This window comes from Halospeciosus flavus, assembly GCF_029814175.1.
GTDB lineage: Archaea > Halobacteriota > Halobacteria > Halobacteriales > Halobacteriaceae > Halospeciosus > Halospeciosus flavus.
Map to the genome: position 1 here is coordinate 233,234 of NZ_CP122312.1, position 24,993 is coordinate 258,226.

29 protein-coding genes and 1 pseudogene are annotated in these 24,993 nt (G+C 67.4%); 12 read left to right on the top strand and 18 right to left on the bottom strand.

What is annotated here, in order from left to right; all coding sequences use genetic code 11:
* Positions 1–85: 85 nt before the first annotated feature.
* Positions 86–1,018, top strand: coding sequence for a DMT family transporter (locus P0Y33_RS01090; RefSeq protein WP_279528733.1), 933 nt, complete (start codon positions 86–88; stop codon positions 1,016–1,018).
* A gap of 15 nt (positions 1,019–1,033) precedes the next feature.
* Here P0Y33_RS01090 and P0Y33_RS01095 read toward each other — a convergent pair whose 3' ends face one another.
* Together P0Y33_RS01095 and P0Y33_RS01100 are read right to left on the bottom strand one after the other, a co-directional pair.
* Positions 1,034–2,680, bottom strand: coding sequence for an SLC13 family permease (locus P0Y33_RS01095; RefSeq protein ID WP_279528734.1), 1,647 nt, complete (start codon positions 2,678–2,680; stop codon positions 1,034–1,036).
* Between the two features lie 76 nt (positions 2,681–2,756).
* Positions 2,757–3,140 carry an SHOCT domain-containing protein gene (locus P0Y33_RS01100; protein ID WP_279528735.1) on the bottom strand — a complete coding sequence of 128 codons (384 nt, stop codon included), beginning with the start codon at positions 3,138–3,140 and terminating at the stop codon, positions 2,757–2,759.
* 199 nt (positions 3,141–3,339) lie between these two features.
* Here P0Y33_RS01100 and P0Y33_RS01105 point away from each other — a divergent pair, with 199 nt between their 5' ends.
* Positions 3,340–3,741 carry an acyl-CoA thioesterase gene (locus P0Y33_RS01105; protein WP_328518024.1) on the top strand — a complete coding sequence of 134 codons (402 nt, stop codon included), beginning with the start codon at positions 3,340–3,342 and terminating at the stop codon, positions 3,739–3,741.
* Positions 3,742–4,078: 337 nt separating this feature from the next.
* Here P0Y33_RS01105 and P0Y33_RS01110 read toward each other — a convergent pair whose 3' ends face one another.
* Positions 4,079–4,378, bottom strand: coding sequence for a DUF7410 domain-containing protein (locus P0Y33_RS01110; RefSeq protein WP_279528737.1), 300 nt, complete (start codon positions 4,376–4,378; stop codon positions 4,079–4,081).
* The gene (locus P0Y33_RS01115; RefSeq protein WP_279528738.1) at positions 4,375–5,739 is read right to left on the bottom strand and encodes a hypothetical protein; all 1,365 of its coding nucleotides are present in this window, start codon (positions 5,737–5,739) and stop codon (positions 4,375–4,377) included. The genes P0Y33_RS01110 and P0Y33_RS01115 overlap by 4 nt, the downstream gene beginning before the upstream one ends.
* Before the next feature lie 246 nt (positions 5,740–5,985).
* Here P0Y33_RS01115 and P0Y33_RS01120 point away from each other — a divergent pair, with 246 nt between their 5' ends.
* Together P0Y33_RS01120 and P0Y33_RS01125 are read left to right on the top strand one after the other, a co-directional pair.
* Positions 5,986–6,366: a DUF2267 domain-containing protein gene (locus tag P0Y33_RS01120; RefSeq protein ID WP_279528739.1), complete on the top strand. Its 381-nt coding sequence runs from the start codon at positions 5,986–5,988 to the stop codon at positions 6,364–6,366.
* Positions 6,367–6,432: 66 nt separating this feature from the next.
* Entirely contained in the window at positions 6,433–7,575 is a 1,143-nt protein-coding gene (locus P0Y33_RS01125; RefSeq protein WP_279528740.1) for an acyl-CoA dehydrogenase family protein, read from the top strand.
* A 31-nt stretch (positions 7,576–7,606) separates the two neighbouring features.
* On the opposite strand, the gene P0Y33_RS01130 is transcribed toward P0Y33_RS01125, so the two are convergent.
* The 3 genes from P0Y33_RS01130 to P0Y33_RS01140 are packed head-to-tail and all read right to left on the bottom strand — an operon-like array spanning position 7,607 to position 10,240.
* The gene (locus P0Y33_RS01130; RefSeq protein ID WP_279528741.1) at positions 7,607–7,813 is read right to left on the bottom strand and encodes a hypothetical protein; all 207 of its coding nucleotides are present in this window, start codon (positions 7,811–7,813) and stop codon (positions 7,607–7,609) included.
* 2 nt (positions 7,814–7,815) lie between these two features.
* Complete coding sequence (locus tag P0Y33_RS01135) at positions 7,816–8,811, bottom strand: cytochrome d ubiquinol oxidase subunit II (protein ID WP_279528742.1); 996 nt, start codon at positions 8,809–8,811, stop codon at positions 7,816–7,818.
* Positions 8,804–10,240 (bottom strand): cytochrome ubiquinol oxidase subunit I, encoded by a 1,437-nt coding sequence (locus P0Y33_RS01140; RefSeq protein WP_279528743.1) that lies wholly within the window; start codon positions 10,238–10,240, stop codon positions 8,804–8,806. The genes P0Y33_RS01135 and P0Y33_RS01140 overlap by 8 nt, the downstream gene beginning before the upstream one ends.
* A 271-nt stretch (positions 10,241–10,511) precedes the next feature.
* On the opposite strand from P0Y33_RS01140, the gene P0Y33_RS01145 reads away from it, so the two are divergent.
* On the top strand, positions 10,512–10,718 hold the full coding sequence (locus P0Y33_RS01145; protein WP_279528744.1) for a hypothetical protein: 207 nt from the start codon (positions 10,512–10,514) through the stop codon (positions 10,716–10,718).
* Here the strand turns inward: P0Y33_RS01145 and P0Y33_RS01150 are convergent.
* Positions 10,715–11,089 (bottom strand): hypothetical protein, encoded by a 375-nt coding sequence (locus P0Y33_RS01150; protein WP_279528745.1) that lies wholly within the window; start codon positions 11,087–11,089, stop codon positions 10,715–10,717. The two genes, P0Y33_RS01145 and P0Y33_RS01150, sit on opposite strands and share 4 nt — an antisense overlap.
* A gap of 130 nt (positions 11,090–11,219) precedes the next feature.
* On the opposite strand from P0Y33_RS01150, the gene P0Y33_RS01155 reads away from it, so the two are divergent.
* A complete protein-coding gene (locus tag P0Y33_RS01155) occupies positions 11,220–11,489 on the top strand; it encodes a MarR family transcriptional regulator (protein ID WP_279528746.1) in 270 nt (89 codons plus the stop codon).
* A 63-nt stretch (positions 11,490–11,552) separates the two neighbouring features.
* Complete coding sequence (locus tag P0Y33_RS01160) at positions 11,553–11,918, top strand: winged helix-turn-helix transcriptional regulator (RefSeq protein ID WP_279528747.1); 366 nt, start codon at positions 11,553–11,555, stop codon at positions 11,916–11,918.
* A 6-nt stretch (positions 11,919–11,924) separates the two neighbouring features.
* Here P0Y33_RS01160 and P0Y33_RS01165 read toward each other — a convergent pair whose 3' ends face one another.
* Positions 11,925–12,491 (bottom strand): peroxidase-related enzyme, encoded by a 567-nt coding sequence (locus P0Y33_RS01165; protein ID WP_279528748.1) that lies wholly within the window; start codon positions 12,489–12,491, stop codon positions 11,925–11,927.
* Between the two features lie 110 nt (positions 12,492–12,601).
* Here P0Y33_RS01165 and P0Y33_RS01170 point away from each other — a divergent pair, with 110 nt between their 5' ends.
* The 3 genes from P0Y33_RS01170 to P0Y33_RS01180 all read left to right on the top strand — a co-directional run bounded on the left by P0Y33_RS01170 (position 12,602) and on the right by P0Y33_RS01180 (position 15,260).
* A complete protein-coding gene (locus P0Y33_RS01170; protein WP_279528749.1) occupies positions 12,602–13,195 on the top strand; it encodes a hypothetical protein in 594 nt (197 codons plus the stop codon).
* A 48-nt stretch (positions 13,196–13,243) separates the two neighbouring features.
* Positions 13,244–14,056: an N-acyl homoserine lactonase family protein gene (locus P0Y33_RS01175; protein WP_279528750.1), complete on the top strand. Its 813-nt coding sequence runs from the start codon at positions 13,244–13,246 to the stop codon at positions 14,054–14,056.
* A gap of 76 nt (positions 14,057–14,132) precedes the next feature.
* Positions 14,133–15,260 carry a site-2 protease family protein gene (locus P0Y33_RS01180; protein WP_279528751.1) on the top strand — a complete coding sequence of 376 codons (1,128 nt, stop codon included), beginning with the start codon at positions 14,133–14,135 and terminating at the stop codon, positions 15,258–15,260.
* A 194-nt stretch (positions 15,261–15,454) separates the two neighbouring features.
* Here P0Y33_RS01180 and P0Y33_RS01185 read toward each other — a convergent pair whose 3' ends face one another.
* The 9 genes and pseudogenes from P0Y33_RS01185 to P0Y33_RS01225 form a co-directional block, all read right to left on the bottom strand.
* The gene (locus P0Y33_RS01185; RefSeq protein ID WP_279528752.1) at positions 15,455–16,732 is read right to left on the bottom strand and encodes an RNA-guided endonuclease InsQ/TnpB family protein; all 1,278 of its coding nucleotides are present in this window, start codon (positions 16,730–16,732) and stop codon (positions 15,455–15,457) included.
* Positions 16,733–17,077: 345 nt separating this feature from the next.
* The gene (locus tag P0Y33_RS01190) at positions 17,078–18,391 is read right to left on the bottom strand and encodes an amidase (RefSeq protein ID WP_279528753.1); all 1,314 of its coding nucleotides are present in this window, start codon (positions 18,389–18,391) and stop codon (positions 17,078–17,080) included.
* Between the two features lie 43 nt (positions 18,392–18,434).
* Positions 18,435–18,638 (bottom strand): hypothetical protein, encoded by a 204-nt coding sequence (locus P0Y33_RS01195; RefSeq protein ID WP_279528754.1) that lies wholly within the window; start codon positions 18,636–18,638, stop codon positions 18,435–18,437.
* Positions 18,639–18,689: 51 nt separating this feature from the next.
* A complete protein-coding gene (locus P0Y33_RS01200) occupies positions 18,690–19,058 on the bottom strand; it encodes a hypothetical protein (RefSeq protein ID WP_279528755.1) in 369 nt (122 codons plus the stop codon).
* Positions 19,059–19,104: 46 nt separating this feature from the next.
* Entirely contained in the window at positions 19,105–20,619 is a 1,515-nt protein-coding gene (locus P0Y33_RS01205; RefSeq protein WP_279528756.1) for a phosphoenolpyruvate carboxykinase (ATP), read from the bottom strand.
* 161 nt (positions 20,620–20,780) lie between these two features.
* Positions 20,781–21,005, bottom strand: coding sequence for a hypothetical protein (locus P0Y33_RS01210; protein WP_279528757.1), 225 nt, complete (start codon positions 21,003–21,005; stop codon positions 20,781–20,783).
* 53 nt (positions 21,006–21,058) lie between these two features.
* Complete coding sequence (locus tag P0Y33_RS01215) at positions 21,059–21,406, bottom strand: hypothetical protein (protein ID WP_279528758.1); 348 nt, start codon at positions 21,404–21,406, stop codon at positions 21,059–21,061.
* A 60-nt stretch (positions 21,407–21,466) separates the two neighbouring features.
* Positions 21,467–21,658 (bottom strand): annotated as a pseudogene (locus P0Y33_RS01220) (HVO_2922 family protein); the annotation flags it as partial.
* Positions 21,659–21,716: 58 nt separating this feature from the next.
* Complete coding sequence (locus P0Y33_RS01225) at positions 21,717–22,592, bottom strand: PQQ-binding-like beta-propeller repeat protein (RefSeq protein ID WP_279528760.1); 876 nt, start codon at positions 22,590–22,592, stop codon at positions 21,717–21,719.
* A gap of 120 nt (positions 22,593–22,712) precedes the next feature.
* Between P0Y33_RS01225 and P0Y33_RS01230 the strand changes: the two genes are divergently transcribed.
* Both P0Y33_RS01230 and P0Y33_RS01235 read left to right on the top strand, forming a co-directional pair.
* Positions 22,713–23,315: a TetR/AcrR family transcriptional regulator gene (locus P0Y33_RS01230; RefSeq protein ID WP_279528761.1), complete on the top strand. Its 603-nt coding sequence runs from the start codon at positions 22,713–22,715 to the stop codon at positions 23,313–23,315.
* Complete coding sequence (locus P0Y33_RS01235; RefSeq protein ID WP_279528762.1) at positions 23,312–24,736, top strand: MATE family efflux transporter; 1,425 nt, start codon at positions 23,312–23,314, stop codon at positions 24,734–24,736. Before P0Y33_RS01230 ends, P0Y33_RS01235 begins: the two co-directional genes overlap by 4 nt.
* The last annotated feature ends 257 nt before the right edge of the window (positions 24,737–24,993 follow it).

Genomic DNA, 24,993 nt, shown 5'->3' on the forward strand with positions numbered 1-24,993 from the left:
CGTTGTTGCCGTCTCCCACGGTCCGTGACACCGTCGAACTGCACTCACCGACACATTCACCCGGCGCTGCGGCGAACTGGAGGACGTGTCTACGACCCGCTACCGGAACGCCTTCCTCTTCGTCCTCCTCGCGACGCTGTTCGGCTGTTCGTTCGTGGCGATCAAGGCGGGGTTGACCGCGCTCCCGCCGCTCTTCTTCGCGGCACTCCGCTTCGACGTCGCCGTTCCGTTGCTCCTCGGGTACGTCGCGTGGCGACACGACTCGTGGCTCCCGCACTCGCGTGGTGACTTCGCGGCGCTCGGCGTGAGCGCGGCGACCATCATCGCGGCGAACAACGGTCTCCTGTTCCTCGGCCAGCAGACGATCACTCCGGCGGCCGCCTCGGTCCTCTACGGTCTCAACCCGATTCTCGCCCCCGTCTTCGCGTTCGCCCTGCTCGGCCAGCGTCTCGACGTGCGGGGCGTCGTCGGCATCCTGCTCGGACTCGTGGGCGTCGTCGTCATCGTCGACCCCTCGCCCGCGACCTTCACCAGCGGGTCGACCGTCGGGCAACTGTGCGTCCTCGGCGCGGCCGCGGCGATCGCACTCGGGAGCGTCCTCACCCAGCGTTTCGAGCCGTCGATGGACAGCATCCCGCTGACCGCGTGGTCGATGGCCCTCGGGGCGCTCGTCCTCCACGTGACGAGCGTCGCCGTCGGCGAGTCGGTCGCGGACGTGGCGCTGACGCCGGTCGTGGTCGCGTCGGTGCTCGTCGTGGGTATCTTCTCGACCGCCCTCGCCTACCCGATCTACTTCACGCTCATCCGCCGCGTCGGCTCGGTCCGGGCGAACCTCGTCGCCTACGTGGTCCCCATCGTCGCCGCCGTCGTCGGGTGGCTCCTCCTCGGACAGGCGGTCACGCTGAACACCGTCGCCGGCTTCTGTATCGTCGTCGCCGGTGTCGCGCTCCTCGAACGCCGCGTGGTCGTGGCCGAACTGGATCGACTCCGGTCGGCGGTCGACGGCGCGTCGGGATAGGGTCCCGTCGTCGAGTCAGAAGACGAGCGGCCAGACGACGAGGAAGGTGGCGAGCATCGTCACCGTCGTGACGAGGATCAACAGGAGGTCGAGGCGGACGCCCGCCCGGAGCATGTGTTCGCGGGTGAGACTGCCCGTTCCGAACGCGATGGCGTTGGGTGGCGTCGCGACCGGGAGGGCGAAGCCGAAACTCGCGGCGACGGCGCCCGTGACCGCGAGGAACACGGCGGCCGTCTCGCCGGTCGTCCCGAGCGACGCCGCGTATCGGGGGCCAATGGTGACGAGGACGGGCGCGAAGATGGCGACGACCGCTGTGTTCGAGGCGAGTTCGCTGAGGAAGACCGTGACCGCGACGACGGCGAGCGCGACGACGAGGATGGACGCGCCGACGAGTTGCCCGAACGTCGCCTCGGCGAGCCAGCGAGTCGCGTCGGTCGCCGCGAGTCCGTTCGCGAGTGCGAGACCGCCGCCGAGGAGGACGAGCGTCCCCCAGTCGATGGCCATCACGTCGTCCCACTCGATACAGTCCGTCACGAGGAGTGCCGGGACCGCGGCGAGGCCGACGAGGACGTAGAACAGCACGCCCTGGTGGGCGGTCCCGACGATACTCCCCGCGCCGCCGAACAGCGTGGCGTACCACGCGGGCGGCAACACCCCCTCGAAGAGGAAGTCGAGGCCGCCGAGTACCCACAGTCCGGCCGTGAGTGCGGTGATGGCGAGCGTCCGCCGTCCGGCGGGTGATAGCGGCCCCATCGCCGCCAACGCCGTCTCGGCGTGGGCCTGGGCGCGGCCGACCTCCTCGACCTCCGGCGGGAAGAGGTAGAATGCGAGGAGGTACCACGCGAGCGGGAGGCCGACCGCGACGAGGGGGAGTCCGACGACGAGCCAGTCGAGGAAGCCGATGTGGACGTCCAGCGCGGCGTCGAGTTGGGCGACGACGATGGCGTTCGGCGGCGTCCCGATGATGGTACCGACGCCGCCGATACTGGCCGCGTACGCCGTCCCGAGCAGGAGCGACACTTCGAGGTTCGACGCTGTCCGTGGCTCGACCTGTTCGGGCCGTTCGGGCCGTTCGCCTCGTTCGTCTGGTTTGGACTGTTTGCCCCGATCTCCCGGTTCCGCCCGATCTCCCGGTTCCGCCCGATCGGCCGGTTCTCCCGTCGCGTCCGGTCGGGTCGGCGTTCCGTGGTGTCCGTGGATCTCGCGGGCTACACCGAGTGCGATGGGGACCATCATCGCCGTCGTCGCGGAGTTGGAGACCACCATCGAGAGCAGTGCCGTCGCGACCATGACGGCGAGTACGAGTCGTCGCGGCGACGTTCCGAGACGGGCGACGAGTCGATAGGCGATGCGTCGGTCGATGCCGTGTCGCTGGAGCGCCTCCGCGAGGACGAACCCGGCGAGGAGTAAGAAGACGACCGGGTCGGCGAACCCCGCGAGCGCACCGGCCATCGTCGGGAAGACGCCGAACAGGGTGAGGAGGATCGGGACACAGAGTGCCGTCGCGGGGAGCGGGAGCCCTTCGGTGATCCAGAGGACGGCCGCGAACACCATCGTCGCGAGCGCGAACGTCCCTGCCGCGGAGAGTCCGTGAAGTGGCACGACGAGCAGGACGCCCATCGCGGCGAACGCACCGAAGAGGCCGAGTGTGGTCCGTGGCACGGCGATCACCGCGACGACCGCACGACGTCGACTCGCGCGTGAGAGTGGCTCGGCCTCGACGTGTGTTCGGTCGGTGTCACTCGTCTCGACGGAGGCGCTCCCGACGTTCCTCGAACTCCTCGTCCGTGAGTTCGCCGCGCGCGTAGGCCACTCGGAGTTCTTCGAGGGCCGGGTCGGCGGTCTCGGCCACGCCGCCATCGCCGGCGAGGACTCGGTACACCACGTAACCGACGCCGCCCAGCGCGAGGAACCAGAGCAGCATCATCCCGAGCCCCCACAGCGGCGAGTAGCCGCCCATCCCGCCGTAGCCGCCCATCGTCCCCCCGTACCAACCCATCATGCCCATCATCGGCATCGCGAGGGCCATCATCAGCAGTGGGAGCAGGAGGACGAGTCCGAGAACGACGACTAGCGTCCGGAGCGCGCGGTCGCTGGACCGACGTGGCGGTTCAGTGCTCATGTACGAGGTGTGGACGGGGTGAGCCATATTCGTTGCCCCCGTGGCCACGTCGGGCGGTTCGACCCGCCGAGCGACGTCGGACGGCCGAGCTAGGAAGATTGTACGAACTCGTTGTGACAGATTTGCCAGTTTTGACGGTTTTGATGGACGAGAGTGCCGGAGGCGTAGGCTACAAACCGCCCGGCGGCGACCGTCCGGTATGGCCGACGACTACGAGTTCGAGACGGAGATCCGGGTTCGGTTCCGCGACCTCGACCCGATGGACCACGTGAACAACGCCGTCTACTCGACCTATCTCGAACAGGCACGGGCCGACTACTTCCGCGAAGTCGTCGACGTGACGCTCGCCGACGTCGACACGGTCCTCGCCTCGCTCTCGATCGACTTCCACCGCCCCATCGAACCGGACGAGACGGTCACTATCGCGTTGACGGTCTCCGACCTCGGAACCTCCTCCCTCTCGATGGAGTACGAGGTCCGACGCGGCGACGGCGCGGTCGCGGCGACGGCCGAGACCGTCCAGGTCGCCTACGACCGGGAGACCGAGAGTTCGCGCCCCATTCCCGACGAGTGGCGCGAGACCATCGAGGCGGCACGGTAGCGACACCGTCGCACTCCCGAACCGGACGGGCCAGCAAAACCGGTTGTGACGGTTCGTCCGATTCGTCCGGTCCGGCCGGTCCGTCCAGTTCGGGTAGCCGAGCGACCGCGGAGTGTGTACCGCCGACGTGTAGCAGTTCTTCGCCTACGTCGGCTGTTCCGCCCAGTTCGACCGCCCCAGCTATCTCGGCCGTCCCGTCTATCTCGACTGTCTCACCCATCCCGCTCGTCACACACGGTCTGGCTGTCAAAACTGTCCAAACTATCTTGCGGAACCGTACCCTCTGTGTCGAGTCTCTCGGGACCCAGTGAGGTCGACGGGGAGTACGGGTACGCGTTCAGGCCGCCGCGAACCCGATCTCCTCGGCCGTCGCGAGCGCGTACGTGAGGAGGAAGACGAAGTAGACGACGACGAGTCCGCCCAGCGCCTTGAAGCGGAAGAGGCGGAGGTCGTCGGACTCCTCCGCCGCGGCGGCCTCGAAGCGCTCGCGCTGGTCGTCGGTCAGTTCGTCCGGGTGTGTCTGCCCCTCGTGGAGCGCGCGGATGCGCTCGGTCGGGAAGGGCGCGCCGCAGTGGTCACAGGTCGGGGCGTCGGCGTCGTCCGGGACGGCGTACGCCTGCTGGGTGTTCGTGCTCATGTGTAGGGTGGTGCGCTGAACGGTCGGGTGACGATCCAGAGGCTAGTCATGGTGTAGAACACCATCACCACGGTGACGGCGTACTGACTCCGCAGGGCTTGCACCCGGTCGGGGAAGGCGCCGTAGGCCGCGCTGTGGGCCACCCAGATGGCGACGAGGTGGCCGAGCAGGACGAAGGCGACCGGGAGGACGCCGACCCACCCGGGCAGTGAGAGGAGGAGGGGGTTGCTCGACCCCGAGAGGGGCGTCAGGACCGCCTGGACCAGTGCGGGCGAGAGTTGCAGGAAGTACGAGAGGTAGTGTGCGAGGTGGTAGGCCGCGGCGATGGCCACCAGCGAGGGGGCGAACAGTCGGGCGAGGTTCCCGGCGGTCCGGTAGGTCGGCGCGATTCGGCGAGCGGTCCGGCAGGCACCCCAGTAGACGCCGAGGAAGACGGCGTAGCCGACGGCGAGGAGGCCCGGGTAGAGCAGCGCGGACGGGAGTCCCGCACCGACGAGAGCGGTCGCGACGTCCGTCCACAGCGGCGTCCCGGTGAAGCCGTCGAACGTGGTCGCCCAGACGAGCGCGACGACGAACGCGGCCTCCGAGTCGTCCGCGGGTTCGGCCTCGACGGCGGCCATCCCCGGGAACTTCAGTTCGAGTCCCGACTCGCCGCGCTGGATCGGGGCGACACAGCCGTAGAGGCGGAACACGCGCGCGACGGGGTCGAGGTCGTCGAACCACGTCTCGCGGCCGACGAGCGCCGCCCCGAGGCAGACGACCCCGAGGTAGGCCACGACGAGCGCTGCGAGCGTCCGCGGGTCGTCGGCGACGGGACTCACGACTTCGACCCAGACGAGTGTGAGGAGGGCGACCACGCTCGGCCACGCGCCGAGCGACCCGTCGTAGTCGAGGAGTCCCTCGTCGAGCGGGAGCGTGAGGGTCCGGAAGGGGTCGAGTGCGGGCCAGGAGTTCCCGACCAGGTAGACCGTCATCGTGTAGCCGGCCCACCAGCCGGCCCAGACGAGGAGGATGGCGGCGTTCCGCATCGCTTCGGTCGGGCCGAAGAAGCCGGAGACGAGCACGAGTCCGAGTCCGAGGAGGCCGACGGCGCGGCCGGTCCACTGCAGGGCACTTCGCGGGAGGGAGAGCGGGCGGGCCGCGCGGTGGACCCAGGTGAGGAACTCCCGGTCGGTGGCGAAACTCGCCAGCAGGAACGACGCGCCGACGACGCCGCCGCCGGTCGCGAGGAAGAGCCACGTCGGGACCGGCGTCCCGCCCTCCTGCGTGGCGGCGAGTCCGCCGTGGGCGCTGGCGACGCCGGCGAACAGCGCCAGCGCGGCGACCCCGGCGAGGAGCCGTCGAAGAGACCGAGTCGACATACCCGTCGGTTGGGAAGTGAGCCGTGTCTATGTATCGGTTCGAGGTCCGACCCCAATCCCTCCATATCTCGGCTACGGCGGCCGATATCTCGCGAACGTGCGCCATATCTCAGTTGTGGGGCCGATAGCCGAGAAATCGGGCCCATATCTCAGATATGGGCCGAACAACTGAGAAACGTACGAGGGTGGGCGTCGCCGAACGGGCATCAGACTCAACACGTCGGTGGACGACGCTTCGAGTGTACGATGTCCACCGAAATCGTCGAACACGCACGGGAGTACGACGCCTTCGAGTCGGACGAGGACGCCGAGGAGACGGTCCTCGCGGTCCTGGAGACGTTCGCCGAGCGACTCTCGGAGGGCGAGGCCGAGGACCTCGCGGAACTCCTCCCCGAGAAGTACGCCGAGGAACTGCGGATGCCGGCGCCGCGACACCCACAGGAGTACTCGCTCGCCGAGTTCCTCGACCGCGTCGAGCGTCGCGCCGACCTCGACTACGACGAGCGCGAGGAGAAGGCGGCGGCCGCGGCGACGGCCATCGCCGACGCGGTCCACGGCGAGGAACTCGACCGCGCCCGCGAACAACTCCCCGAGGAGTACGACCGCCTCTTCGCGGCCGAGGCGTAGGCGCGTCCCGTCGACCCCCGGCGCGACGGCCGTAGAACTAACTCACCGGTCCCCGTCTCTTCTCGTATGGGATTCAGCCTCACGGACGAGCAGCGCGCACTGCGTGATTCGGTTCGGGAGTTCGCACAGGAGCGGATTCGCCCGCGAGCCATCGAACTCGACCGGAACGGGACGTACCCCGAGGACATCCTCGCCGAACTCGGCGAGCGTCGACTCACCGGACTGACGATTCCCGAGACCTACGGCGGCCGCGGCGAGGGGCCGGTCGAACTCGCCGTCGTCACCGAGGAACTCGCGGCGGCGTTGATGCCCGTCGCGAGCGCGGTGGCCCTCCACCTCGGCGTCGCCGAGGTAATCGAACGTTTCGGTACCGAGGCCCAGCGTGAGCGCTTCCTCCCCGAGATGGCCACCTTCGATACCGTGGGCGCACTCGGCCTGAGCGAGGCCGACGCCGGCAGCGACAAACTCCGGATGGAGACGACCGCCGAGCGCGAGGGAGACGTCTGGACGCTCGACGGCCACAAGCAGTGGGTGACCAACTTCCTCGACGCCGACGAGGTGCTCACCTACGCGAAGACCGGACCCGACGCCGACGCGCCGCACAACGTCACCGCCTTCCTCGTCCCCGCCGAGCGTTTCGAGATCGAGGAGGTGTGGGAGACGACGGGTGCACGCCCGGTGAAGGCGGTCCGTGTCCGCCTCGACGACGTCTCGGTCCCCGACGACCGGCGGGTCGGCGCAGTCGGCGAGGGATACGTGAACCGGGGCGACCTCACGACCGGTGTGAACGTCCCCGCACGCGGCGTCGGCATCGCCCGTGCCGCACTCGACGACACCGCGGCGTACGTGAGCGACCGCGAGCAGTTCGACCAGCGCATCGGTGACTTTCAGGGTGTCCGCTGGGGCGTCGCGAAGATGGCCCGCCGGGTGGACAGCGCCCGCCTCCTCACGCTTCGGGCGGCGGACCGCGCGGCGCGGGGCGACGCCACCGACCGGGCGTTCCCCGCGGCGAAGATCGACGCCACCGAGGCGGCCGTCGAGAACGCCAACGACGCGATGCAGTTCCACGGCGGCGTCGGCTACACGACCGAACACCACGTCGAGCGCTACCTGCGCGACGCACGGTTGCTCACGCTCGCAGGCGGGCCGAACGAACTCCACAAGGACTCGCTGGCCGACACGGTCCTCGACGGGGCCGACGAAGAGTGAGTCGCGACGGCGCGGCCGCTACGGCTCGATGCTACGTCTCGGTCTCCCGCAGTCGGGCCGTGACGAGTGCGTCGACGTTGTAGAGGAGGATACCGACGGAGAGCAGCGAGACGACGAGGTAAGTGAGGTACTGGAGCGGGCCGCCGAGCGCGCTCCCGACGAAGCCCCCGACGATACCGACGGCCGTGAGTTCGGCCCACGTCACGACGACACGCGAGGCGAGCAACGAGTTGGCCATCGTCAGTACCCCTCCCCGGCCTCGATGGGGCCGCCGAACGCCGAGTAGAGGACGGCGAAGTAGAGACAGACGAGCGGGAGCAAGAACACCGCGCCGATGGAGACGAGGTTGAGCGAGAGCGTCCCCACGATGCCCTCGGCGACCGTCGTCCGGGCGGCGGGGTCGACGTACGGGTACATGAGTCGGGCGACGAGCGCGACCAGTCCGAAGACGAGTCCGGCGACGGACGCGAACGCGGCGTAGTAGCGGTCGCGTCGTGTCGCGACGACGTAACCCGCCGTGAGGAGGACCGTCAGCACGACGAGTCCGAGACCCAGCGGCGAGAGGAGTCGCTGGCGGAGCGACGGAGCACTCAGGCCGACGGTCGCGAGGACGGCGACCGCGAGGACGAGGTAGGCGACGGCGGACCAGACGCCGTACGGTCGGAGCGCGTCGCGGAGGTCCCCACGGACCTTCAGCCGGGTGAACGCCACGCCGTCGACGACGGTGAGGGCGACGACCGCGACGCCGACGAGTGCGGCGCGCGGCGAGAAGGCGTGGGGCGCGCCGAACAGCCAGAGGCCGACGAACGTCCCGAGGAAGAACGGGGCGGCGACGCTCCCGACGACGAACGACCGGCCCCACCAGCGCTGCCACGTCTCGTCGTGGCGCTGTTCGTACATCTCGGGGGCGAGTCCGCGGAGGATGAGCGCCGCGAGGATGGCGAACATCAGCAGGTAGTAGCGGGTGAAGAGCGCGGCGTAGACGCTCGGGAAGACCGCGAAGAGGACGCCGCCGAAGACGACGAGCCACACCTCGTTGCCGTCCCAGAACGGGCCGACGACCGCGAGGAGTTGTTCGCGTTCGTGGTCGTCGTCGCGGAGGACGAACAGTGCGCCGACGCCGAAGTCGAAGCCGTCGAGGAAGAGGAACGCGCCGAGGATAGCGAACGTGAGCGCGAACCAGAGGTCGGCGAGCGGGAGACCGAACAGCGGTCCGGCGGCGAGTCCGCTAGTCATCGTCGCTCACCTCCGTGGTCTCCGCGGTCGGCCCGGTGGCCGTCGCGTCCGCCGTCACGAGATCCTCCTCCGGCGGCGGTCCCTGCCGAATGACGCGGGCAATGACGTAGACGTAGAGCACGAGCAGGAGGAAGTAGCCCACGGCGAAGCCGACGAGCGTTATCGTCGCTTCCGTCCCGGTGAGACCGGACGAGACGCCCTGTGGTGTCTCCATCACCCCGTGGATGAGCCACGGTTGGCGGCCCACCTCGGTGACGATCCACCCCGTCTCGACGGCGACGAACCCGAGGAGTGAGGACCCCATCAGCGCCTTGTGGAGCAGGTCGTCCTCGAACAGTTCGCCGCGCCACCATCGGTAGGCGCCCCAGAAGGCCAGCAGGACGAACCAGAAGCCGAGGCCGACCATCATCCGGAACGACCAGAAGACGATGGCCACCGGTGGGTGTGGCTCTTCGAAGGTCTCGAGCCCACGTATGGTGGCGCTGGCGTTGCCGCCGCTGGCGAGCCACGAGGCACCACCCGGTATGCCGATGCCGAAGAGGTCCTTCGCGCGTGGGTTCGTCAGGTCCTGGAGGTCCGTCGGGAAGGCGATGATGTACTCGGGGACGTGGGACTCGGTCTCCCAGACGGCCTCCATCGCCGCGAACTTCTGCGGTTGGGTCTCGTAGACGTGGCGGGCGTAGGCGTCGCCCTGCGCGACCTGCAGGGGCGCGGTGACGAGGAGGACGACGAGGGCAATCTTCAGGGACTTCTCCCAGAACTCGACGTTCTGGATGGAGTAGCCCCAGACGTGGTGTCGGAAGACGTAGTAGGCGGCGACGCCGGCCATGAAGAGCGCGACGGTCTCGACAGCCGCCGTCTGCATGTGGGTGTACATCCACGGGAAGCGCGGGTTGAGGTAGGCGGCCATCGGGTCGGTGAGTTTCACGACGCGGTGGCCGTTTTGCACCACGACTTCGAACCCGCGTGGCGTCTGCATCCAGGAGTTCACGATGAGGATCCACAGCGCGGAGAGCCAGGAGCCGACGGCGACGGCGAGTCCCGAGAGGAAGAAGAGGCGGTCGCTCACGCGCTCGCGCCCGAAGAGGAAGATGCCGAGGAACGTCGCCTCCAGCATGAACGCCATCATGCCCTCGACGGCGAGCGGGCCGCCGATGATTTGGCCCGCCATCGTCGAGAACGCACCGAAGTTGGTGCCGAACTCGAACTCGAGGACGATACCCGTGACGGTCCCGACGACGAAACTGATGGCGAACACCGTCCCCCAGAAGCGTCGGAGTTGCTCGTACACCGGTGGGCCGTCCCGGACCTCCTTCCACGTGAAGTAGACGAGGAACGGGGCGAGACCCATGCTCATCACCGGGAAGATGATGTGGACGATGGTGGTGAGCGCGAACTGTAACCGACTCGCGGCGACAGGGTCTACCATGGCGGGCGTGGTTGTCGGTGGTACTCGGCGGGGGTGGTTAACGTTTGTTGCAGGTCCACACGGCGAGGCCGAAACTGGCAGACGGCGTTCACACTTGCTCCTCTCGGACAAGACTAACCAACGTCACCGACGAATCTCACGAACTGAAAATCGGGAGAGGGGGTTTATCCATCCGTCTCGTATCGTGGAGTAGAGACCGTTTCCGCACCCGGAAGCCGTGTGCGAATCACTCACACTCGACGGCGCGAACGTGCCGTCGAACTCCCCCACCATGAACTCGCTGCCAGTCCCCTCCGAATCGGTCGAATCGGCCAACAGTCGTCTCCTCTCGCTCGGGTCGCTCCTCGTCGTCGGGAGCCTCGCGCTCGCCGCCCAGTTCTACCGCCACGGCGACGTCGTCGGTGCACTGAGCATGCTCCTCGTCGTCGCCGCCGGCGTCCTCTTCTTGGGTATCGGCTTCTCGCCGAACGCGGACTAGTTCTCGCCTTCGTCCTCGAAGGAGTCGACGACCCGCCGGGAGAACTCGACTTCGGTGAGGTCGCCGGCTTCGAGCGCCCGCATCCAGTCGGGGTCGACGCGCCAGGTCACCAGCGGCTCGCCGTCGAGGTCGGTCACCGTCGCCTCGACGCCACCGAGCGGCCAGTCGCGCTCCTCGAAGAGGTCGCGGAAGACGTTCACGACCTTCCCCGCCTCCCGCGGTGGGACCCGGCCGTGCTCGTCGCCCGCGATGGACTCGTACTCGACGCGGTAGACGGCCCCGTCGCGTTCGACCTCGCGCAGGTAACAGCCGAGACTCGTCAGCCGCGACTCTAGCTGGAACGCCTGGATCTCGTCCGACTCGTCGCCCATACAGGGTGTGTCGGCTAGAGGGAGAAAGCGTTTGCCCGACGTCGTCGGGCGACGGCGTCGGGACCACGGGACCGTCGGGCCGTCGGCGAGCCACAACCATGAGGATACCGTCGTCCCTACGTCGAGACGAATGGAGGACCCCGACCTGCCGCCGAGCGCGAAACTCGTCCTCAAAGTACTGGAGTACGAGGGGCCGCTGACCCAACAGGAGATCACCGAGGAGACGCGCCTCCCCCAGCGGACGGTCCGCGACGCGCTCGACCGCCTCCTCGAAGAGGGCATCGTCACCAAAGAGCCCTACTTCCGGGACGCACGGCAGTCGCAGTACGCTATCGCCGACGCGGCCCTCCCCGAGCGCGACCAGTCCGCCTCCCAGGAGTCGGACTGGGCAGGGAGGTAGTACGTCGTAAGTAGGTTTCGAGAGGTAACTATTTCCGTCGGGGTACGCTACGGAGTGACGAGTATGTCGGACGCGTCGCAACTCGAAGTCTGGTGTGCGGGGGAGAACTGGTGTCCGATCACGTCCACGGCCTCCGTCATCGGCAAGAAGTGGCACCCGGTCATCATCCACCGGTTGCTGAACGACGGCCCACTCGGCTTCAACGCCCTCCAGGAGGAAGTCGACGGCATCTCCTCGAAGGTCCTCTCGGACAGTCTCGACGACCTGGAGGAGAAGTGTCTCGTCGACCGGGAAGTCGTCAACGACAAACCGGTCCGCGTCGAGTACTCGTTGACCGAACTCGGCCACTCCCTCGAACCCGTCATCACGGCGATGCGTGACTGGGGGACGGAGCACCTCGAACGCCCGGCCGACGGTCCCGCCGAGTAGTCGTTCTCACCGGCCGAGGTCGTAGAACTCCTCGTTCGGCCGCATGTCCGCGACCGTGGCCATCCGGTTCGAGAGGTTGAACACCGCCACCACGCTCGCGACGTCCCACACCTCCTCCTGTGAGAATCCCGCCTCGCGGAGCGCCTGCACGTCGGCGTCGTCGACGCGGCCGGGTTCCTCCGTGAGTTTCTCCGCGAAGTCGAGCATCGCGCGGTGTCGCTTCGAGAGGTCCGCCGTCCGGTGGTTGGTCGCGAGTTGGTCGGCGAGTTGCGGGTCGTCGGCGTAGATTCTGCAGAGCGCGCCGTGTGCGACGACGCAGTACAGACAGTCGTTCACGCCGCTGACCGTCACGACGAGCATCTCGACTTCCGCACGCGAGAGGGGTGTCGACTCGACGAGCGCGTCGTGGTAGTCGAAGAAGGGACGGAAGTGCTCGGGTTTGTAGGCGAAGGCGTCGAACACGTTCGGCGTGAACCCGGCCTCTTCGGTCTCCGCCTCGATTCGTTCGCGGACGTCCTCAGGCAACTCTTCTCGGTCGGGGACGGGGAACCGTCCCATGGCTTCGTCTCCCATACACCACCCCTGTCGCCGAGCGCCAAGTAGGTTGTCCCGGCACTGCGTCGAGGGTGTACCCGACTCCGTAGACAGAACGCAGATACGCCCGCGGGTCCGACGTTCGGGCGATGGTGGACGTCGACCCCCTCGAACCCGACGCGCTCGCCGACGCCTTCTCCGGGTACGACGACCCGGCACACCGGCGGCGCCGCGCACAGCTCCGCGACCGCCTCGAACGCGGGTCCCTCGACGCACTCGTCCTCACCGCCGAGTGCTCGATTCCGGACGGGTGGGTGGCGGCGATGCGCGAACGCGTCGGTCGGTCGGGCACCTCGGCGAACCGCGTTCGGTTGACGCTCGCCCTCGCCGCGTTCCTCGACCGGGCGGGTCACGACCTCGACGCGACCGGGACGTGGGACGGTGAGGGTGACGAGTCGCGGCCGCTCTACGACGCTACCCACTTCGGCGGGCAAGTCGACGCCGCCCACGTCGACCTCGTCGTCGACGCCGACGTCGCGACGCTCGCCGGGGACGTCGGCTACGTCTCGCCCGACGTGCTCGCCCACGCGGACAAGCGGGTCCGCCTCGAACGCGGCGACCGCGTCGTCCTCACCGCACCGTTCTCCGCCCGCGACGGCGACCGCTTCCGGTTCTACGCCTTCGCGACGCCCGAAACGCCGCTTGCGGAGGCGCTGTTCCCGGACCCCGACGTCTCGCCCTGACGCGTCACGGCGAGAGGACTTACGTGGTCGCCGCTCGCACCGCCGCACATGGGCGACTCGGTCGAACTCTACGCCTTCAACAGCGGCGACTGGGAGTACGAGTACAGTTCGATGATGCGCCTCCAGCGTCCGGGTGACTCCTACCCCTCGCTGTGCCCGTTCTACCTGATAGACCACCCCGAGGCGACGGTGCTCGTGGACACGGGCGTGAGCCACGACCTCGTCGAGAACCCCGCGGAGTACGGCGCCTACGGCGCGCCACACTTCGAAGCGTTCGCCGCCGACGAGATCCACACCGAGGAGTTCCGGCCCGCCAGCGAGCAGATTCGCGACGTCGGCGTCGACCCCGAAGACGTCGACTTCGTCGTGATGACCCACCTCCACCTCGACCACGCGGGCGACGTCGACTCCTTCCCCGAGGCGGAGTTCCTCGTCCAGCAGGACGAACTCGCGTACGCGTGGTGGCCCGCCGACCCCATCCAGCGGAAACTCTACGTCGAGGGCGACTTCGGCGTCCTCCGGTCGCCGGAGTTCGACGTGACCGCCATCGAGGGCCACCACGACCTCTTCGGCGACGGGAGCGTCGAGTGCGTCCCGACGCCCGGACACACCGCCGGTCACCAGTCGGTCGTCGTCGAACTCGACGAGGCGGGCACCGTCGTCCTCGGCGGCGACGTCGCGTTCACCGACGAGGCGGTCGAGCGCGACCTCCAACCGCCCTTCGCGTGGGACACGGAGGAGGCGCTCCGGTCGACGCGTCGCCTCCGCGACCTCGTTCGCCGGGAGGACGCCGACTGCTACCTCGCCCACGACCGCGAGCACCACGAGGCACTCCCGACCCCGCCGGAGTCGCTGGAGTAGAACGCGGTTCCGACGCTCGTCACTCAGCAGAGGCAGGCGGTACCCTTTACCGGCCCGCCCGAGTAGCAGGTTGGAGATGCGAAACTACACGATTGGACGCGTCTGGGACATCCCCATCCGCGTCAACATCTCCTTGCTCGTCTTCTTGCCGGTGCTCGCGTGGCTCATCGGCAGCGGGACGCAGATCGAGGTGTACACGTCGTACATCAACACGTTCGCGCCGACGGCACTCGACCCGGCGACCCTCCAAGCCGGCAACACTCCCTGGATCGTCGGCGTCGGCGCCGCGGTCGCGTTGTTCACCAGCGTCGCCATCCACGAACTCGGCCACTCGTGGGCGGCGATGCGCTACGGCATCCAGACGGAGTCCATCACGCTCTGGATCCTCGGCGGTCTCGCCGCCCTCTCGGAGATGCCCAAGGAGTGGAACCGCGAACTCTGGATCGCGCTCGCCGGCCCCGTGACGAGCGTCCTCGTCGCCGCGGCCGCCTACCTCGTGGTCCTCGTCCTCCCGGCGTCGACGCCGATACTCGCCTTCGTCTTCGGGTGGGCGGTCGTGACGAACCTGCTGCTCGCGGTGTTCAACATGCTGCCCGCGTTCCCGATGGACGGCGGGCGCGTCCTCCGCGCACTCCTCGCCCGGAGCCAACCCTACCCGGTCGCCACCCGCCGCGCCGCCCGCGTCGGCACGCTGTTCGCCGTCGGCTTCGCGGTGGTGGGCGTCCTCTCGTTCAGCCCGATGATGCTCCTGCTCGCGCTGTTCGTCTACGGCGCGGCCACCTCCGAGTCGCGGACCGTCGCGCTCGACGCCGCGCTCGAAGGCCTGACCGTCCGCGACGTCACGACGGTCGAGAAGCCGACCATCGACGCCGACGCGTCGCTGAACGAGTTCGTCGACGAACTGATGCGGACGCGCAAGCAACTCTTCTTGGTCGAGGAGCACGGCCGCGTCGTCGGTACGGTCTCGATGGCCGATCTCCAGCGCGCCTCGAAGATCGACCGCGAGGCGATGCGCGTCTCCGACGTCATGGTCACCGACCACCCGCGTCTCACACCCGACGACGACGCATTCGAGGCGCTGGCCACGCTCGCCGGCGACCGTCGCGGTGTCGCCTTCGTCGAGGTCGACGACGAGACCGTCGGCGCAGTGACTCGCGAAGACTTCACCGAGTTGCTCTCCTTCCAGAAAGAGTTCGTCGCCTGACCGTTCGGACGACCCAGTTTTTTCGAGTCGACCGTCACGGGAAAATTGTCGGACTCTTCGGGTGGATAGTCGGTGGAAGTGACTGCTTCGAGAGACTACAGATAGCCATTACGTTGAATTCCTCACACCACCAATGCCATTGACATCCTCCCCCGCCTGAAGGCGGGGGTTCCCGAGCGTTGGGATATTGTGGTTTACGGTGCGGCTTGTTCTCGCGGTGTGAATACACCGCTTGTCTGGTCGAACTGGTACACCGATGGCTGTGCCAACCAGCCGTTACTCCTATCCCCGGACGAACTGTCCGCTGGATTCAGAGGTACTTTCCGGATATTTTCTGCGCCATTCACGTCTGCGTTCGCGACGAGATCGCACTTGTCACAAACATACAGACCGCGTTCGACACGATTCGAGTCGTCTTCACGCCCGCAACACGAGCAGGTTCGGGATGTCCTACGTTCATCGACCTGTTCGACCGCGATACCGTGCATCTCGGCTTTGTAGGTGAGCAGGTTCGTGAACCGATCGAACGCCCATCCGTGGAGGTCGAGATTGCCGTGTGGCCCCCAATTCTTGGCTTCACCAGCCTCGTCCTCACGAACGCCTTCGAGATCGCCGATCGCGATTTGCCCGATTCCTTTCTCGACGCATCGGTCGACGATATGCTTGGCGAGCGTGTGGAAGTAGTGCGTTCGTCGATTCGACCACTTCCGATGGAGACGCTCGACCCGTGTCGAGGTTGAATCATCGGAGCGGGCGATACGTTTCCCGAAGTAGTAGCCGTCTTCTTTGAGACAGTCGAGCGGGTAGAGTTCTGCAGTCTCGTCCTCGTAGGCGAGTGTCGCGAACGTACAAATGCCGAGATCGATCCCGGTAGTTTGCTCGCCGGGAGCGTTGGGCACGTCGAGTTCGCGTTTACAGACGAAGTGTAGTTCCCACTCGTCGCCCGTCCAGACTGCCCGAACCTGCTGGACGCTCGTGACGTCACCAAGGTCGACATCGGGACGAGTCTGATACTCACAGAGGATGAAATCCGCCCAGTAGTCTTTGGTGTTGTCGCCTTTCGAGAGGCGGACGTGGTCGTGTTTCGTGTCGAGTTTGAAGCCGGCGTTTTTGAACGTGACCGTGCTGCGCGGGTGTTCATCACCGCGCTTGCGGTAGCCGGGTGGGTTCGCGCGGGTATCGCCGTTCTGTCGCTTGCCGTACCAAGAGCGGAACGCTTCAGCGAGTTCTTGCAGAACGCGCTGACTTGACTGCGAGTGCAGATCATCATAGCGCTCGTGACTCTTGAGATACGACGTGAGTTCATCATGCTCTGGAATATAGCCGATCTCGTCCCAGATGCGAGCGGAAGTCCAGCGACCAATATTCCAGAGTTTCGAAGCGGCAAAACCGAGGGCGTCAAGATCGCCAGCGACCTGCGAGCGGTTTTGAATACTCGCTTTGTAGGTTCGCGTGACGACCTTTTTCGCCATACGTAACCTATGTCGAGAGAGCGACTTGAAGGTTCAGATTTCCGCGTGTGGAATATCCGGCTCTGACCGTGGAGCGTGCCCCAGTCGTCGGATTCATTCTGTCCCCGAAGGGGCCAGGCATTCTCCTTCGATTAATGTGAACTGTCTGTGAGGGCAAACTATCCACCGAGGTACTGGGACGAAACCCGACGTCCGGCACAGTGTTCTGCCTGTTCAATTGACCTCGCTCACTTCCTCCGACGCCGGACTTGTATCCACGTCGCACCGAACTCTTCGGACACTCTCGCCGAGCTGGACCGTCCCACTTCTGCGGCTTGAAGCGGGTAAACGGTCGACTTCCCTCGCCTACTCGGTCAACAGACCGACGTCGTCGGCGAGCAGTTCGCTCCAGCCGAGCAGTTCTTCGTCGGCGCCGAAGCGCGCACTACACTGGAGACCGAGCGGGAGGCCCTCACCGGTCTCGTCGACCGGGAGCGTCACCGTCGGGAGGCCGCTGTGCGTCCACGGGAGGTTCATCACCGGGTCGCCCGTGTCGTCGATGCCCTCCGGCGCAGGGCCGGGTGCGGCGGGGCTGACCCACACGTCGATGCCGTGTTCGTCCATCGCGTCGTGGAGGGTTTCGTGGAGGTCGTGGCGACCGCGTCGGCCGGCCGCGAGTTCGGGGACGCCGACTTCGTCGCCTTCGGTCACGAGGTCGCGTGTCTCCGGGGCGTAGTCGTCGGAGTGGTCGGGGTACCACCCCCGCTCGCGGTGGACGAGCGCCATCTCGCCGGCCATCAGTCGTTCGTGGCGCTCGTTCACGGCCTCGACGTCGTCGAGCACGTCCGTCCGTACGATCTCGTAGCCCGCCTGGTCGAGCGCGTCGAGTTGGGCCTCGAACCGTCGGCGGCCGACCTCGTCGGCCTGGTCGAGGTACGCCTCGGCGGGGACACCGAGCGTCGGCCGGAACCCGGACTCGGGGAGGGTGTCCCAGTCGTCGCAGAGGACCGCGGCGGCGAGTTCCGCACCTGCGACGTCCTGTGTGAACCAGCCGACGTGGTCGACCGACGTCGACACGGGGACGACGCCGTCGGTGGGGACGCGCCCGAAACTCGGCTTGACGCCGACGACGCCGCAGAACGCGGCCGGGCGGACGACCGACCCGACCGTCTGCGTCCCGAGCGCGAGGGGACAGAGGCCGGCCGCGACGGCCGCCGCGCTCCCCGAGGAGGACCCGCCGGGCGTCCGACCGGGGTCGTGGGGATTGCGCGTCGGCCCGGGTGCGAAGTAGGCGAACTCCGCGGTGACGGTCTTGCCGAGGGGGACGGCCCCGGCGTCGGCGAGGCGGGTCCACGCGGTCGATTCGGGGGCTTCGAGCACCTCGGGGGGGAGGTCCGACCCGGCCCTCGTGGGGAGACCGTCGACGGCGAAGACGTCCTTCACGCCGACCGGGACGCCGTAGAGCGGCGGTCGGTCGGCGGGGGCGTCGAACGTGTCCTCCAGCGAGTCGACGCGCGCTTCGAGTCGGTCCCACCGCCCGTCTTCGGGGAGGAAGGCCTCGACGTCCGGTTCGACGTCGTCGAAGCGGTCGCGGCAGGCGTCGAGGTACGAAGACGGAGCGATGCGGCCCGTCCGGAGGACGTCGGCGGCGTCGGCGAGACGCGCCTCGTTGACGAACATGCCGGAACCACGGACGGCCGTCGAGAAATAGGTTGGTCCTTTCTCAGTGCCCGGTCCAGGCTTCGAGCATGTGGACGAACAGGCCGCCCACGGCCAGGAGCGAGACTGCGGTCACGAGACCGACGGTCGCCATCGTCGCGCCCACTACTTGCCAGATTGCGAGGATACCGAGGACGACGACGACGGCGGCGGCGAAGAACACGCCGATGCCGAGGTCGTCTACGAAGGACGTCTGTTGTGTCGCCATAGACGGGGGTACAGATTCAGGGACTAAATAGCTACCAGATACGCAGTCCCTTCAGGCAGCGTCGCCGTCGACCGCTCCGTCGGCGGACTCGTCGATGGACTCGTCGGTCTCGTCGGTGGACTCGTCGGTCTCGTCGGTCTCGTTGCGCTCCCCAGTGTCGGCGCTCTCGTCCGACTCTTCGCGTCGGCCTTCAAGGAAGAGACCGGTCAGTCCGGTGACGACCATGCCGACACCGGCGGCGCGCGTCGAGTCGACGTACCACTCCTTCGGTTCGAGGTCGCCGACGTTCTCGAAGGCGGTCCCGTAGGCCTGCATCCCGAGACGGATGCCGATCCGCGGGGCGACGGCGGAGACGATTCCCTGGAGGACGAGCCAGCCGTAACCGAGTCGGCGGAGTTGACGGAGTTTCGTGTCGAACACGGCCGGACCTTCGTCCCGACCTGACAAGAAAGTAGAGGTCGCGACCTCAGTACGTCGCGTCCGCGATGTCGTCGTCGAGGTCCTCGAACTGCGCGAGGTACTCCACCCGCTCCGCGCGGAGGGCGGCCCGTGCTCCCTCGAAGTCCTCGACGTGGTCGGGGACGACGAAGCGGTCGACGTCGAACCCGGGCAACTCGGCCGGGACCGTCAGGTCGAGGTCGCCGTCGTGGGTCCACTCGACGCGCTCGCGGGCGACGGCTTCGAGGACGGCGACGGTCTCCTCGACGCCCACGTCGACGGGGTCGTCCGTGCCGACGACGCCCGTGTTGATGACGAAACAGTCGACGTCGAGGTCGGCGACGAGGTCGCGGAACCGGTTGCCCTCCTCGCCCTCGGAGCCGACGATGAACGGGTTCGTCCCGACGACGCGGATGGACTCGCCCGCACGCGAGGGGTCGCCGGCGCTCGTCTCGACGGACTCGCCGAGCATGAACGCGACCGCCGCCTGCTCGTCCGTGAGCTTCGCGACCGGCGGCATCAGCGGGTTACGCGTGATGAAGAACACCTGGTCGACCTGGTCGAGGTCGACGTCGTCGGCCGAACTCTCCAGTTGGTCGCGCCGGACGACCGCCCGCGCGTTCCGGCCGTACCGCGGTTCGTCGAAGTGGACCGTCCCGTCGTCGTCGACGGCGACGTTGTCGAGGACGGCGCTCTCGTCGGTCGCGGCCTCGTGGAGTTCGGGCTGTTCGTCGGGTCCGAGACCGATGGTCTTGATGTAGAGTCCGCCGCCCTCGCTGCCGGCGACGGTGCCGGAGGGGAGGAGCGCACAGACGTCGTCCTGGAGCATCTCCGCGCCCTCGGGGTCGTCGAGCCAGAGACCGTGGCTGGTCAGCGTCGACTTCCCGGTGCCCGAGAGGCCGAGGAACACCTGCCCGACCTCCCGCTCGCCGTCCTCGTCGTCGAGGGTGACGCGCTTGCTCCCGGCGTGGAGACCGAGCCCGCCGAGTTGCTTCACGCGGTGCATGAACAGGCGGAGGAAGGACTTCTTCGCCTCGCCGGTGTAGTCGGTCCCGAGGACCGTCGTGACGCCCTCGTCGGGGAGGACGCGGATACAGGGTTCGTCGGTCGCGTCGGGGAGCTGGGCGGTGACGAAGTCCGGCTCCTCGCCCTCGGCGGGTTCGAGGAGCGTCGCCCACGCGAGGGCGATGCGGCCGTACTCTCGCGGGAGGAACAGCCGGCAGACGAACGACGTCTCCGGGTGCCGTCCGACGACGCGGTCGACGCACAGCACGTCGTTGGTCGGGTCGGACGCCCACTCGACCCCGCGTTCGACGACGGCGTCGTCGGCCCCGTCGAACTCGGCGTCGACGGCGTTCTTCGTCCGGTCGGCGCTCCGCGAGCGGGAGTCGCTCACGTACGACGCCGACCCGTACTCCGTCGTCGTCTCCAGGTGCGCGGAGAACTCGCGGAGGTCCGCGAGCGACGGGTTGTACGTGACGTGGTCGGCTGTCGTCGGGTCCGGGAAGTCCGCAGGCGTCGGCCGGCTCCTGGCTTTTGCCATTCTACGAGAAACTGGGCGATACAGTTTGATAAACTCACCGAGAACGGGTGTATTTGCTAAAATCAGTAACTCAGATTCGCGTTAGCGTTTCCGTTCCCGTGGTCCGACTTCGCCCGGTTCGGCTCGGTGCCGTCCCGTCGGCGAGTCGGCGGCGTCGCGATTCACACGAACTCGGTGAGCGCGAGTAGGATGTTGGGGGCGACCAGGAGGACGAGTCCGACGACGATCAACGCTGCCGGGAGCACGAGGAGGGTCATCTCGGTGAACAGCCACAGCCCGAGCCCCGCGAGAATGGCGACGATGCCGACGATTCGGAGGAGCCAGACGAACACTCCTTCGAGTTCGGAGTCGGCGATGACGTCGACTGCTTCGAGTGCTTCGTCCATGGTGTCGATACTTCCGTCCGGAGGGACTTAGCGGGTGTGGCCGACGCGGCCGCTCAGGCGCGGCCGACGAACGTCGCGTCCGCGGAGGTCCGGTCCGTGTTGAACGAGAGCACTCGCGCACGGATCACGTCGCCCGTCGAGACGTCGCTCGGGACGTCCTCGGTGAAGAGGACGAACCCCTCGACCTTCCCGACGGCGACCCGTTCGCCCGAGTGGTGGTCGGTGAACTCGGTGACGCCGAACTCGTACTCCTCGCCGACGTCGACCGGCGGTTCACGCTCCTGTGCTGCTTCGTGTGCTCGCTTCGACTGTCGAACGTCGCTCCGGCGTTGTCGGACGACCAGCGTGCCGAGGAGAACCGCGACGAGAACGGCGCCGGCACCGACCCAAACGAGTTCCATACCTCTGTTCACGAGTCGAGTGGGTTTATAAGCGGTGGCGCACCTCTTCGAAAATCGACACTACTCCTCGTCGGCGACGGTGACGATCTCGGCGCCGGGTGCGTTCTGCTTCACGCTCTCGATGCCCTGCTCGCACTTCTGCCGACTCGCGTACCCTTCTCCGCTGTCGGCGATGATGTTCCCGTTGTCGTGGACGAGTCGCCAGCGCCACTCGTCCTCGTGGTTCGTGTACACCTCGAAGGTGGCCTTCGACATACACGGTGCTTCGTCGGAGGGGGAGAAAGGCGTACTGGCGGCCGCGACGCGGGTCCTACTGCGGTCGCGTCCGTTCGATGGCCGTGCCGCTCGACCCGACCGCGAGGTCGGATTTCCCGAGAGCGACGCCGTAGAGGTCGGTCGACGCCGGCGTCTCGACGCGCTCCCACGTCCCGTCGACGAGGTCCGCGATCGTGCCGTTCGTCCCGGCGACGACGACCGAGTGTCCGGCCGTGACCGTGTGAGTCGCACTGATTCCGGTGTCGAACTTCTGCGTCTCGCCGGAGGCCGGGTCGTGCGTGTAGCCGAAACCGCTCGCCGTCAGCGCGTAGACGGTCCCGCCGCTGACAGCGACGTCGACGAGGTCGGTGTCGACGAGGTCGGTCGCCGACCAGGTCTGTCCGTCGGAACTGGCGAAGAGTTTCCCCGACGTGTTGACCGCGTACAACTGCCCGTCGCCGACGGCGAGACCGCCGATAGACTGACCCGCGGACCGCGGCTTGACGAGGTTCGTCGATTCGAGTTCGCTGCCGGCGAGGCGGAGCGTGACGACCTCGCCGTTGTTGTCCGCGACCCGGACGACCTCGCTGCCGGCCTCCCCGTCGACTAGCACGTCGTTCCACTGGTCGCTCTGTCCTTCGGGGGCCGAGAAGTCGACGACGTCGCCGGCCTCGACGTCGAAGTAGCCGAGAGAACCGCTCGACCCGGCGAACCAGACGCGCTTCCCGCCCGCCGTGGTGGCGACTGATTTGAGGACGTTCGAGTTGCCAGTCGGGCCGGAGTCGAGTAGTGTCGACCACGTCCCCGCCGCGCGTTCGAGGAGGGTGCCGCTGTCCCCGACAGTGTACACTCGATTCTCGTAACGAACGACGTCGTGCAGCGTGCTACTGAACGGGACGTCGACGTGCTCCCACGGTTGGTCGTTGTCCATACATTTCGGAGGGGACAGACACGTAAAATATGTGGACTCGACCACCGGATTCTGTCCACCGGCTGGACGAGGCACAACGCTCTTGACTGACCAGCCAGTCAGACTACACAGTCAGTCAGTATGTCGGACGAACCAGCGGACGAGTTGATGCGCGCCACCTACCAGGCGCTCTGTAAGCACGGCTACGCGGACGTGACGATGGCGGACATCGCCGCGGAGTCGGAGATGAGCAAGTCGTCGATCCACTACCACTACGAGAGCAAACACGACCTCCTGACCACGTTCCTCGACGACCTGCTGGCGTCGTTCACCGCGCGCCTCGACGACGTCGAGGGCGAGACCCCGCGCGAGCACCTGTCCGCACTGGTCGAGACCGTCCTCGACCCCTCGTCGGACGAGCCGAACCGGGAGTTCCGGACCGCGGTCCTGGAGATGAAGGCACAGGGACCCTACGACGAGGCGTTCCGCTCGCGCCTCGAGGAGTTCGACCGCACGCTCCGCTCGCACGTCTCGGACGTCCTCGCGGCGGGCGTCGAGGACGGCACCTTCCGCCACGACCTCGACGTCGAACGGACGGCGGACTTCTTCGTGACCGTCTTCGGCGGGGCACAGACCCGGAGCGTTGCGGTCGGCCGGCCGGTCGAACAGACCCGCGAGACGCTCGAACGCTACGTCGAGACGAACGTCGTCGCGGCCGACGTCGGAGTGGAGGGTGGGCAGTGAGCAACCCGCTCACTCGCGCCCGGCAGACGCTCTCGAAGGCGTTCAGCCAGGAGGACCTCGACCTCACCGAGGGCGGTATCGGCAAGCCGCTGATCCTCCTCTCGATCCCGATCGTCATCACGAACCTCTTCCAGGTCGCCTACAACCTCGCCGACACCTTCTGGGTCGGCCGCTACAGCACGGAGGCGCTGGCGGCCATCTCCTTCGCCTTCCCGATGGTGTTCCTCCTCATCTCGCTGGGGTTGGGTCTCTCCGTCGCGGGCAGCGTGATGGTCGCCCAGAACGTCGGCGCCGGTAACGAACGCGAGGCCGAGTACGCCGCCTCCCAGACCATCGCCTTCTCCGTCGTCACCTCGGTCGTCCTGGGTCTCTTCGGCTACTTCGTCGTCGACGACTTGCTGGCGTTCTTCGGGGCCGCACCCGACGTCTATCCGCTGGCCGTCGACTACATGCGGGTCATCGCGCTCGGACTCGTCTTCATGTTCGGCTTCCTCATGTTCATCTCGCTGATGCGCGGCTACGGGGACACCGTGACGCCCATGGTCGTGATGTTCTTCTCCGTCCTGCTGAACATCGTCCTCGACCCGTTCCTCATCTTCGGGTGGTGGGTGTTCCCGCGGATGGGTCTCGAAGGCGCGGCCTACGCGACCATCTTCTCGCGCGCACTCGCCTTCGTCGCGGGACTCGCCATCATGTTCGGCGGCGTGCGCGGCGTCGAGATCCACCTCGGCGACATGAAACCGGACGCCGACTTCGCCCGGCGCATCCTCAAGATCGGTCTCCCGGCCTCCGTCGAGGGCACGGGACGGGCGGTCTCCATCAACCTCATGCTCCTCGTCGTCGGGTTGTTCCCGACGCCCGTCGTCGCGGCGTTCGGTATCGGGACGCGCGTCCTCTCGGTCGTGTTCATGCCGGCCATCGCGATGGCCCGCGGCGTCGAGACGATGAGCGGGCAGAACATCGGCGCGGACAACTACGACCGCGCCGCCGAGACGAGTTGGTTCGCCGCGAAACTGCTGCTCGTCGTGCTCTCGCTCGTCGGTCTCGTCGGGTGGATCTGGGCCGAACCCATCGTCTCGGTGTTCACTACCGACGCGGACGTCGTCGCCGTCGGCGTGACGTTCCTGCGCTACGTGGCTCCCACCTTCGGCTTCATGGGCATCATGCGCGCCTACAACGGGAGTTTCCGCGGGGCCGGCAAGACCCTGACCGCCGCCACCATCTCGGTCGGGGTCCTCGGCGTCTTCCGCCTCCCGTTCGCCTGGGTCGCGGCACGGACGCTCGGTTCGGAGGGTATCTGGCTCGCCTTCGCCGTCTCGAACGTGCTCGGTGCCACGGTCGCGTACCTCTGGTTCCAGCGCGGGACCTGGCGCGAGGCCGACGTCACCCACGGCCCCGGTCCCGCGCCGGGCGACGACTGAGCGGTGAGCGACACCCGTTCCTACGAGTCACTCGTCGGACTGAAAACGAAGTGGGAACGCGGGTCCGGGGAAACCCGCATTCACTTCCTGAGAGGGGAGGGGGGAGAGCCATTCGTCTCAGGCTCCACACTCACGTACGGGTGCGACCGGCAAAGGCGCACCTCCAAACTACGTAGGTGTGGTGAGACACGGTCGCGCCGGCGGTCCCGAACTCCGGGCGCGAATTGTGCACGTCAACCCCACCCGAACTCGCGTTG